Below are 10,422 nucleotides of genomic sequence, written 5' to 3' on the forward strand. Positions count from 1 at the left end.
CCAAATAATCATGAGGTAAGAAAAAATGGCTCACAAAATTAACGGCTCAGACACTTTCTCTTCTTTACCATCTCAAATAGACTTAGAGTTATTAGAAGCATTACTGGAACCAGAGGATGCTACCTATCCTTGGAATCCAGGTGATGAGCAATCAGAAGCTTATTTTCAAGAACTAGAACAACAGTTCGGAATGGAAGATTTGCTTGATGAAGAACTAATGAGGCGATCGCAAGATTTTTACGGACATCTAGACACACTTTGGTCTGGTATCACTTCTAAACCAGAATATAATGATAACCAACAACAGGCAGTAGTGCTTAATCTTCAAGAAACATTACGTACTAATTTTTATGCCTATGTTCCCCAAGCATTACTCAACACCATTGCCAGCAAAGCTGCTGAGATATATGCTGCTCGCCAATTAATCAGTGAGCAACTGGTTGAGTGCGTTCAGACAGTACTACCAAGTTGGGGAACAGAGGATCTTTTAGTATTGGCTCGTCCTTTTGCTTATGCGATGCGAAGTAGCGAATCGCAAAATGCGGCATCTGCGCTCAGTAATCTTCAAAATAGCGAGTGGACAGCTTTATCAGAAGTAGAGAAAGCAAAGGTTAGTTTAGCGATCGCTTCTTATGCTTTCATTGAACTTAACAAGTCTCAGCCTGAAGTATGAATGGGGAATGGGGGATGGGGAATAGGAAAAATAGAGAAAGCTAAAATTTTCATGGATCATGCGTTGTGTTTGCATCACCCGCGCTTTGCGTTCACTTTTTTCAGAGGTCTTTTTGGCAACGAGATTAGTTTTTCTGACGCAGAGGCACAAAAAAAGAACTCAAAATCAAGACTTTTGCAGTTTGATGATTTTTATTTTTGTAGATAAATCTATCCCCAGAATAGACTAACGGTACGCTAATTTTATAACTAGATCATCACCCCAAGAGACGAATATTTAAGCATTGGGCACTTGTACTGAGCGTAGCCGAAGTATTGGGCATTGGTTTAGTTGTTCTGCCTCATCTTCCCCTGCTCCCCCTACTCTCATCTCCTATTTCGGGCCCAGAAATCGGGTAGCAAAATTTTGCGATCGCGTCGGTGATAGCGCCCGTGCCTTGAGAATTGCCGCCATCAAAAAGGCGTAAGATAACACCCCAACGACTACCAACAGCAAGGCATTGATCGATCCTGTAGCATTCCACAGAGCGTGGAGCGCAGAGGCACTCAGATAACCAATAGAAAGAATTTGCCAACTTCTACTAGGTTTGAGGACAGCCAACCCGATAAAATAACCCAGGTAGCCACTATAAGCCATGTGTCCCGCTACAGAGCCTAAAATTCGTGGAATTAGCAGTTGTAAACCTGCTAGTTGACCAGCAGCGCCTATACCTACCTGTTGCGTAACATTTTGAGTGATATCGGGCACATACTGACCGAGGGTCTCTAAAAGAGTAAAGCCCACAGCAGAAGCTGTTCCCAGGAGAATACCATCTAGAGGTTCCCAGATACCGATGCGTTCCCGCCAAGGTGGAGGCAACATTCTACCGATGGCAAAAGCCCCTAGTACAGGTAATGCCTTAAGTAATTCCTCCATCAAGCCAGCGCCAAAAAACATCCGTACCAGCAACTCTGTGAAAGTGATAGATTCTTGGGGTGTGGGCAAGCTTCCAGGCAAAATACCGCGAAAAACAAAGATAAATAGATCCAACAGGGGACTGAGCAAAATCAGTATTGTACCCAATGCTGTAGCCATTAGCACCCACCAAGGCTTCTGTTTTCCGCAAAGTTGGTAAACAAAATAGTAGGCAGCAAAGGCAATGTAACTTGCTACGATCACTTGATTAGCTTGCGGCTGACCTACTGTAGCGAACATCAGCACCACAAAAATTACGGTCAGTATTCCCGGTACCAGGTAAGCTTTACTAGTTAAATCTTTACCAGTGGAAATAATTGGAAAAAGCTGGGTGAAACTAACAGAATCTGGCTGCTTTAATTGCGTGTGGTTGTGGTAGTTAGTTGCTGAAGGCAGTGGTGTAACTTGGTTCACTGTCGTCGCCGGAGTCAGTGAGCTATACTCATACTCAAAAATGTATTGCGGGCCATCAGCACCTAGAGAAATGCGATCGCCTGGGTGCAATTCTTGACATTCATACAAGCGTTGTCCATTCAAATAAGTGCCATTAGCGCTATTCAAGTCACAAAGCACCCAGCTAAATTTGCTATCTGGGGATAGAGAGAGGGGACGAACCACCGCATGACGACGAGATACCATTCGGTACATCATGGCATCCAAGACAACTTGGCAGCTGGGGTCGCGTCCAATTACCATCTCTTTACTGGGGGGCAGCGAGTAGCGAGATTCTGCTCCAGAAGCTGCCCCATTACCAGACACTAGCCGCAGAAATGCATTATGTCTTGCGTTTTTGCCTGTCATCGATAAGAAGTGCGTTTCTAAACTAATTCTTCACATTCACATAATTTGGCAGCAGGACTACCCTTAGCCACATTAACAGCAGCATTGCTAAATCCACTATAGCTTCACTTACTGCTAAGAAATTTAAAATTCTCAATGCAAAATTTCAAATTGTTTTACTTAATGTAAATAAGTATTCCATCTACTGAGATTTTGTCCTAAACCTGGCTTGTTAGGCGGATAAATCAGATTGTATCGGTTCTGTACTTTTGACATCATAGTTGTAAATTCAACCCATAGCAATTTCTCAAAAAACAGTAGTTTTTACTGCATTTAGTTCAATTTCAAAAATATATAATTTTTAGTCCTATGTTGTGAGCCAGTACGATCTTCTCCCCAAGTGAAAGGTTAGCGCCCAATATTGCTCGGCACAAGTCAAAGCAAGTCGTTCAGTACAAGTGCCCAATGCCCACTTGCTCTGAGCGACTTGTGCCGAACGTATCGCTAAAGCGAAAGCTTTACTAACGCGTAGTGTCTCGCAGAGAAGCCGAGGTAAGCCGTACCACTTCCCTACGGAACGCTATGCGAACGTGGAAGCAAGCTACGCGTAGCGTCTCGCAGAGAAGGGATGCCCCATCCCTACAATTCGCATTCGCACTTTCATTAAATAGGACCTTGTAATCATTAGCATTGCCGACAATAGCCCAGGCATGACTGAAGAAGTACGCAAATGCGTATTTGAACCTCCTCAATAACTTGAAACTTACAGGAATTGGAGGGATTATTTCTCTAAATATAGGCAATTAGGTTTAAAAAACGTTGTAATGGTAGTACTATCTTTGCGTAGGCGTAGCCTAATCTCGGCGATGTCCACGACAGTGTGCATCCTACTCACCTAAAAAAATCCCTGAGTACAAATAAGATAGAAGGTTGGGATGATACAACCCGAAAGTCAAAATAGTATCACCTACACACGCGTTATCCACCTAAGTCATGTAATTGACGTAGATATTCCCCAATGGTCTGGAGATCCCACAGTAGAATTTGAAACTGTGGCTGAACTAAATAATGATGGCTATTACCTGCGGCGTTTCTCCTTGGGAGAACATAGTGCTACCCATATCAACGCCCCTAACAGCTTTTATAGTTATGCTCTGGGAATTGATCAATACTCAGCCCAGTCTTTGGTTGTACCTGCGATAGTCATAAATATTTGCCAAGCCACAGCAGTTAATCCTGATTATGCTTTGACTCTTGCTGATGTTTTGGCTTGGGAAGCAGAATACGGTGAAATTTCTGCTGGCTGCGTAGTTATACTGAATACTGGTTGGCAAAAAAAGTGGTTTGATAAAAGTGCATTTATCAATCATGATGCTCAAGGAATTCCCCACTTTCCAGGGTTTGGCAGCGATGCGACTCAATTTTTACTGGATGAACGGCAAATAACTGGGGTAGGAATTGATACTCATGGTGTAGACCCTGGACAGGATAACAGTTTTGCGATTAACCGTTTAGTTTTAGAACAACCGCGCATTGTCTTGGAGAATCTAACCAATTTGGATCAACTGCCACCGAAAGGGAGTACTCTAGCGATCGCACCTCTAAGATTACGTGGTGGTTCTGGTTCTCCTGTGGGCGTGTTGGCGTTAGTGCCTTAAGGCAAAGAATTCAGAACTCAGGAGTCAGAATTCAGAATTGATACTTAATAATAATGATATACAGAGCAATGAAACGGTGTAACTTGTAATGAATGCTGAAGAGTTTCTCAGACGTTAGGAATCAGGAGAACGAGATTTTTCTAAAGTCGTTTTGAAAGGTCTTCAGCTAAATCACCTTGATTTGAGTGACATTAATCTTAATCAAGCTTGGCTTGAATCTACTTGTTTGATGGGAACCAATTTAAGCAGTGCAAACATAAGCGGTGCTAATCTGAGGTTTTGCTATTTAGGTTCTGCCAATTTAACCAATGCTAATTTAAGTAACTCACAAATAGAGGTAACTAACTTTAACGAAAGTAATTTAACCAATGCTGATTTAACCAAAACGTTTCTTTGTGACTCTAGTCTAATTAGGACAAATTTTACGTCAGCGACAATAGAAGAATGTAACTTAGCAGGTTCGTTCTCTCGCCAAACAATTTTCACAAATGCTAATTGGGATTGGAATTACACTGACGTAATTTTTCATGAAGCCATATTACCTAATGGAGATATTGAGAGTTATAACTATCACCCTAGCGAGGCTGTTAAGTCATTACAAAAACGCTATGACTCAGGAGAAAGAATTTTCACGTTAGAGCACGCTTTAGATTTGACAGGAATCAGATTGAGCGGTAGTGTTCTGCGTTTGTGGATTACAGACTCTGAATTACGTTATGCTGACTTGAGAAACTGTAATTTTGAAAGCTCAAGAATTCAAACATCTTTTTTTGATTTTGCTGACCTGAGTGGCGCTGTTTTTAAAGAGGTAGGTTTAGCTGATAACTCTTTCATTGCCGTTAATTTAAGTAATGCAAATTTTGAAGGAGCATATATGAAAGATGATGACCACAGGTGTTGTTTTGATGGTGCAATCTTTTGTAGAACTATCATGCCAGATGGAAGTCATCAAAATAAGGGATGTTAACAGTTATGGGTTAAAAATGCAGTTGAATGCAATGCTGCGGACGGTATCAATCTGTAAAGCTACACTGTATTACCTTGGCGCAAGATAAAAACCTAAATCCTGACTCCTAACCCCTGAATTCTGACTTGACGATAACCTAGAAAGCAAGCAAACTTAATACACAAGTTTTCAGTAGATCATCAGTCGGAGATTTTCAAAATGACAACTCCGCTATCTTGCCGTAATTATATAGACGGTCAATGGTTGAGTGCTGTAGGAGAAGCAACCCTAGAAAGTCGCAATCCTGCCGACAAAACCGAAGTCGTGGCCACATTTCCCCGTTCTCAAGTTAAAGATGTAAATACAGCAGTAGCCGCAGCTCGTAAAGCCTACCACAGTTGGCGCAAAGTCCCGGCCTCAGCGAGGGCAGAATACATTTTTCGCGTTGGGGAAATATTACTCCAGCATAAAGAAGAACTTGCCCAATTAATCAGTCGGGAAATGGGTAAACCCTTGACGGAAGCTAGGGGAGATGTGCAAGAAGGTATTGACTGCGCCTTTTACAGTGCTGGCGAAGGACGGCGACTATTTGGGCAAACCACACCTTCGGAAATGTCCAATAAATTTGCCATGACTGTGCGGATGCCCATAGGAGTTTGTGCCTTAATTACTCCCTGGAATTTTCCGGTGGCAATTCCTTGCTGGAAAGCTATGCCAGCTTTGGTGTGTGGCAATACAGTCATTCTCAAACCTGCTGAAGATACTTCCGCCTGTGCAACTAAATTGATTGAAATTTTTCAACAAGCAGGTTTACCACCAGGAGTAATTAACTTGGTGCATGGTGTGGGAGAAGAGGCGGGGAAAGCTTTAGTTGAGCATCCCAATGTTGATTTAGTATCGTTTACCGGTTCTTCAGAAACCGGTGCTTTTGTTGGTGCGACTTGCGGACGCACTCACAAGCGTGTCTGTTTGGAAATGGGTGGTAAAAACGCTCAAATAGTGATGGAAGATGCCGATTTAGAACTTGCTCTCGATGGTGCGGTGTGGGGAGCGTTTGGCACAACTGGGCAACGGTGTACGGCTACTAGTCGGCTGATTTTGCATCGTGATATCAAAGAAAAATTTACCGCTATGCTTTATGAGCGTACCAGTAAGTTACGCTTGGGTGCTGGCACTGACTCTGATACAGATATTGGGCCAATAGTCAATGAAAAGCAACTCCAACAGGTGAGTAAATATTTAGATATTGCTCGTGAGGAAGGAGCAAAGGTTTTAATTGGTGGAGAAATCGCTAGTGAAGGCTCATTAAAAAACGGTTACTTCTTTCAACCAACTATTTTGGATAATGTAACTCCTGATATGCGAGTTGCTCGTGAAGAGATATTTGGGCCAGTGGTGGCATTAATTGAGGTTAGCTCCTTTGAAGATGCGATCGCAATTCTCAACGATAGCAATTATGGTCTTTCTTCTTCAGTTTACACCCGCGATATCAATCGGGCTTTTACTGCTATGCGCGACATCGAAGCAGGTATCACCTATATCAACGGCCCGACTATTGGCGCAGAGGTACACTTGCCCTTTGGTGGTGTGAAACAAACTGGTAACGGACACCGCGAAGCGGGAACTACTGCAATGGATGTTTTCACAGAATGGAAAAGTGTCTATGTTGATTTCTCTGGAAGTTTGCAACGCGCTCAGATAGATAATCGTAGTTAATTATTTGCAACTACACCTCAGATAATTAACTACCTCTGGCTGCGCGAAAGTTTAAGCCAGGGGTATTTCATAAGACTTCTTGGCATTTGTCGGGGTAAAGGTGAAGGGGAAAAGGGTAAAGAAACTCAAAATCCTTTCCCTTTACCCTTTACCCTTTACCCTTTACCCTGAGAGTTGCAAAAATATATTTTTGCAAGAGGTCTATAGTAAACTTGGGTCAATTCCTCGTTGTTGTAATTTGGCTAAAAGTTCTTGAAACTGCTGCTGAGTTTGTTTTAGCTGTTGTTGCTGTTGTGCGTTTATTTCTTCTGGAGTTTGGTATCTGTTACCATCTTGGTCATACCAAAACAGCCATTCTCGTGTTCTACCTTGATAAGTACCCTGTTCTCGTCCAATCCCTAAACCAATTTCTGGCATCCAAATTCGATCGCCGAGTTGTAAAGTGTACTTACCTTCAACTAAGCGATAAACTTCTAAACGTTGACGCTTACGACGTAGCCGCGTTGGTGCATAAATGACGTAATATAAAATGCCTAATTGAGCATAGTCTATTTTCTTTTGTTCATATTCGCCATTGTAGGTTTGAGAAACCACTTCTAAAGCTAAAATGGGCGCAATTCCTTCTTCTTCCCAGAAAACGTAACTAGAACGTCCGTTTTCTCCAACAAAACGTTCAACACCTAAACTCAAAAACCCATCGGGGACTATAGCAGGTTGTAATGGTGTATAGTAAATTCCCATGTTGATACCGAAAAACCAGTCATCACGGGTTTGCCAAATCGAGGCTAAGATGGCTAACAATAAATTAGGAATTAATATTTGTAGTTCGTTATCCACAGGGATATCATCAGAATCTGGTAATTCCGCCGATGAAGGTAGGCAGTCTAAAGGATTGTAATTATACATACAGCACTTTTCGATTCATTAACCAAATCAAATAATCTGCTTTAATACAAGATAGCCACTATTTCGCATACCTGCTATGTCCGCCGACTACCTGACACCAGAACAACGTGCATTCATATCCCGATGTCGAGAAAAATGGCAACACATTGGACTATCTACCGAACCCATCAACCAACAACAGGCTACGGATGCAGTTCGAGCAATATATACTGCACTCGAACTCACTGAACCTGAAATAATTATCGTTGATAGCCCTAACGCTGGGTTCGAGTACATCTGGAATTTGCTCAAAGTTGATTCTCAGACAATTCTGGGTGATGCTATAGATAGTTCCCACTGGAGTAAAATCTACAGTAAGTTGCAATCATATTTGCTCGCGCGATTACCCGTTGATTTACAAACAAATTTACATTCTTTGTTTGACAATCATCTAGCAAATGAATATGCCAAATTACTCCAAGAACAGTTAGAAATACAATGGGGAGATGTTTTGGAGGAACATTTTGGTAAACGCAATAGCCAGTTGATTAAAAATATATTCTCTTCTTGTCGCAAACCGGAAACTTTAATTGCAGGATGCAGTTATTTTGACTTTTGTATTCAGAGTTTCAACTACCAGCAATTTGAAAACCAACTATTCATTTTAGAAGATTTTGTTAAAAATTGCGGCTGGACTTTCTTCTTTCAAAATATCGCGATTATTTCCAACCATTGCACCACAATTAATATTGATAGCAATAACCATCTCCACGGCGAAGATACACCTGCCGTAGGCTTTGCAGATGGTTATAGCCTGAATGCACATCACGGTAAAATAACCCTACAACGCAAGCGTCAACTCGACGATATCGCCTGGACAAAGATATTTGAAAAAATGAAGGCAGTCGAAATTGACTCTTGGGAAGAATACAAGTTGTTACGTGTCGTTGAAGGAATTAATGTCCAGCCTAAGCAGTTCCTCAAAGTAATAAATCCAAATACGGGAGAAGTGCAGGTTTTTAGAGTGTCTATGCGGTTCATCTCTGCTATTGAGGCGGCACGCTGGGTAAACCGAGGTAAAACTTAGAAATCATAACTTGTTGTAACCCAGTATGTAGATGAAGTTTATAACCGCCGATTTCGCGTTAAGTTGATTTGCTGGTAAAAATCGCTTGCATAAGTTTGGGATAGGATAATATCTAAGGATATTCAGTCGATCGCTTGAAATGTCTATGACTAGTAAGGAAGAATTAAGAAGTATTGCCTCCGAAATTCAATTATTTAATAATATTGAGCAAAAAGAAACTTTTTTGTTTGTCATAGTGGCGTTATTTTCAAGAGTTATTAGTTTGAAAAAAGCCGCAGAACTTATGGAAATAGAGCTTGATGTATTTATTGAGCTATTAGATTTAATGGGGCTGGAATTTTCCTACTTGACTGAAGAAGATATCGCTATAGAGAAGGATTGGTCAGGTGTGTGAAGGTTGTTTTTAACTCTTCTCCATTAATCTTTTTATCGCGCCTGGAATTTCTCGATATTTTTCTAGATTCTGCCGATGATATCATGTCCGGCAAATATGTCAGCAAAGCAATCTCTGAGCGTTGCGTTGGCTAGCAAATACCGCAGGCATCGCTGTTTGATGCCATTTTTTCAGATTAGATGCAGAGTTGACGGGAGTGACTACAGGGTTGACGAAAGTCACTACAGAGTTGACGGGAGTGACTACAGGGTTGACGAAAGTCACTACAGAGTTGACGGGAGTGACTACAGGGTTGACGAAAGTCACTACAGAGTTGACGGGAGTGACTTCAGGGTTGGTTTTTGTTTGGTGCGATCGCTTAATTATAAAAACTCATTGCCAGCAAAGCAATCTTTGAGTGTTGCGTTGGCTAGCAAATACCGCAGGCATCGCTTTTTGATGCTGTCATAAATTAATATTTATCTCCAGATTATTGCTAAATTTAAAGTAAATTCTGGTAAAATATCTTCACCTAATAATTCTTTTGGATGTTCTAATATTTCCACTGGTTGACCAAGACGGTAGATTTCTACCTGACGTAATTTTGAATTAATTAACCAACCTAATTTAACCCCGTTATCGATATATTCCTGCATTTTCTCTTGGGTTTCTTTCAAAGAATCGCTGGGTGACATTAACTCTAAAACGAAGTCTGGTGCAATAGGTGGAAACTTTTCTTGCTCTTCAGGTGTAAGTGTATCCCATCGTTCTTTTCTAATCCAAGCGACATCAGGAGAACGGTTTGCACCATTAGGCAATTTAAAGCAAGTGGAAGAATCAAAGCAAATTCCTAGTTGAGTTTGACGATTCCAAATCACAAAATCTGCCGCAATTTCAATATTACGATTTCCAGTCTCTCCGCCTGTGGGTGGCATGATTAGAAGTTCTCCCCTTGCATTGCGTTCAAATTTGATTTCAGGGTTTTCACGACACAACTGATAAAATTGATTGTCGGTGAGTTGGATGATGGGGTTTAAGTTGATGGCGATCGCTGTCATAGTAACTATATTGGGGATGACATCAAAATTTAATGAAGCTTTTTACCACAAACTAATTGTATCAAGACATCTTAGCAATGAATTTCAGAGTCCAGCGTAGGCGTAGCCCAACCCAGGCATCGCTCTTGAACACCATTTTTTCAGACTAGATGCAGGGTTCGTCTTTGTTTGGTGCGATCGCTTAATTATAAAAACTCATTGCTAGCAAAGCAATCTTTGAGTGTTGCGATCGCTCTTGAACACCATTTTTTCAGACTAGATGCAGGGTTTGTCTTTGTTTGGTGCAATCGCT

Annotated in this window: 10 protein-coding genes and 1 pseudogene; 7 read left to right on the top strand and 4 right to left on the bottom strand. The window is 41.4% G+C overall.

What is annotated here, in order from left to right:
- The first annotated feature begins 25 nt into the window (after positions 1 to 25).
- Positions 26 to 673, top strand: a complete 648-nt coding sequence (locus RMX98_RS03485) for a hypothetical protein (RefSeq protein WP_322676383.1) — start codon at positions 26 to 28, stop codon at positions 671 to 673.
- A gap of 372 nt (positions 674 to 1,045) precedes the next feature.
- Here RMX98_RS03485 and RMX98_RS03490 read toward each other — a convergent pair whose 3' ends face one another.
- A complete protein-coding gene (locus RMX98_RS03490; RefSeq protein WP_322676382.1) occupies positions 1,046 to 2,428 on the bottom strand; it encodes a PrsW family glutamic-type intramembrane protease in 1,383 nt (460 codons plus the stop codon).
- Positions 2,429 to 3,342: 914 nt separating this feature from the next.
- Between RMX98_RS03490 and RMX98_RS03495 the strand changes: the two genes are divergently transcribed.
- The 4 genes and pseudogenes from RMX98_RS03495 (at position 3,343) to RMX98_RS03510 (ending at position 6,727) form a co-directional block, all read left to right on the top strand.
- Positions 3,343 to 4,065 carry a cyclase family protein gene (locus RMX98_RS03495; protein ID WP_322676381.1) on the top strand — a complete coding sequence of 241 codons (723 nt, stop codon included), beginning with the start codon at positions 3,343 to 3,345 and terminating at the stop codon, positions 4,063 to 4,065.
- Positions 4,066 to 4,210: 145 nt separating this feature from the next.
- Positions 4,211 to 4,507 (top strand): annotated as a pseudogene (locus tag RMX98_RS03500) (pentapeptide repeat-containing protein); the annotation flags it as partial.
- A gap of 246 nt (positions 4,508 to 4,753) precedes the next feature.
- Entirely contained in the window at positions 4,754 to 5,032 is a 279-nt protein-coding gene (locus tag RMX98_RS03505) for a pentapeptide repeat-containing protein (protein ID WP_409881074.1), read from the top strand.
- Between the two features lie 198 nt (positions 5,033 to 5,230).
- Positions 5,231 to 6,727 carry an aldehyde dehydrogenase family protein gene (locus tag RMX98_RS03510; protein ID WP_322676379.1) on the top strand — a complete coding sequence of 499 codons (1,497 nt, stop codon included), beginning with the start codon at positions 5,231 to 5,233 and terminating at the stop codon, positions 6,725 to 6,727.
- A gap of 201 nt (positions 6,728 to 6,928) precedes the next feature.
- Here the strand turns inward: RMX98_RS03510 and RMX98_RS03515 are convergent, their stop codons facing one another.
- The gene (locus tag RMX98_RS03515; protein ID WP_322676378.1) at positions 6,929 to 7,633 is read right to left on the bottom strand and encodes a Uma2 family endonuclease; all 705 of its coding nucleotides are present in this window, start codon (positions 7,631 to 7,633) and stop codon (positions 6,929 to 6,931) included.
- A 76-nt stretch (positions 7,634 to 7,709) separates the two neighbouring features.
- Between RMX98_RS03515 and RMX98_RS03520 the strand changes: the two genes are divergently transcribed.
- A complete protein-coding gene (locus RMX98_RS03520) occupies positions 7,710 to 8,699 on the top strand; it encodes a DUF6745 domain-containing protein (protein WP_322676377.1) in 990 nt (329 codons plus the stop codon).
- A 145-nt stretch (positions 8,700 to 8,844) separates the two neighbouring features.
- Entirely contained in the window at positions 8,845 to 9,093 is a 249-nt protein-coding gene (locus RMX98_RS03525; RefSeq protein ID WP_322676376.1) for a hypothetical protein, read from the top strand.
- A 99-nt stretch (positions 9,094 to 9,192) separates the two neighbouring features.
- On the opposite strand, the gene RMX98_RS03530 is transcribed toward RMX98_RS03525, so the two are convergent.
- The gene (locus RMX98_RS03530) at positions 9,193 to 9,399 is read right to left on the bottom strand and encodes a hypothetical protein (RefSeq protein ID WP_409881048.1); all 207 of its coding nucleotides are present in this window, start codon (positions 9,397 to 9,399) and stop codon (positions 9,193 to 9,195) included.
- A 152-nt stretch (positions 9,400 to 9,551) separates the two neighbouring features.
- Positions 9,552 to 10,130: a Uma2 family endonuclease gene (locus RMX98_RS03535; RefSeq protein WP_322681879.1), complete on the bottom strand. Its 579-nt coding sequence runs from the start codon at positions 10,128 to 10,130 to the stop codon at positions 9,552 to 9,554.
- Between the last annotated feature and the right edge of the window lie 292 nt (positions 10,131 to 10,422).

Origin of the sequence: Nostoc sp. DedQUE02 (assembly GCF_034531035.1) — a bacterium.
In the GTDB taxonomy this organism is placed as follows: Bacteria; Cyanobacteriota; Cyanobacteriia; order Cyanobacteriales; family Nostocaceae; genus Nostoc.

Coding starts and splice junctions, on each gene's coding strand:
- RMX98_RS03485 (WP_322676383.1), top strand. CDS start 26: ATGGCTCACAAAATTAACGGCTCAGACACTTTCTCTTCTTTACCATCT.
- RMX98_RS03495 (WP_322676381.1), top strand. CDS start 3,343: ATGATACAACCCGAAAGTCAAAATAGTATCACCTACACACGCGTTATC.
- RMX98_RS03490 (WP_322676382.1), bottom strand. CDS start 2,428: ATGACAGGCAAAAACGCAAGACATAATGCATTTCTGCGGCTAGTGTCT.
- RMX98_RS03535 (WP_322681879.1), bottom strand. CDS start 10,130: ATGACAGCGATCGCCATCAACTTAAACCCCATCATCCAACTCACCGAC.
- RMX98_RS03515 (WP_322676378.1), bottom strand. CDS start 7,633: ATGTATAATTACAATCCTTTAGACTGCCTACCTTCATCGGCGGAATTA.
- RMX98_RS03510 (WP_322676379.1), top strand. CDS start 5,231: ATGACAACTCCGCTATCTTGCCGTAATTATATAGACGGTCAATGGTTG.
- RMX98_RS03520 (WP_322676377.1), top strand. CDS start 7,710: ATGTCCGCCGACTACCTGACACCAGAACAACGTGCATTCATATCCCGA.
- RMX98_RS03525 (WP_322676376.1), top strand. CDS start 8,845: ATGACTAGTAAGGAAGAATTAAGAAGTATTGCCTCCGAAATTCAATTA.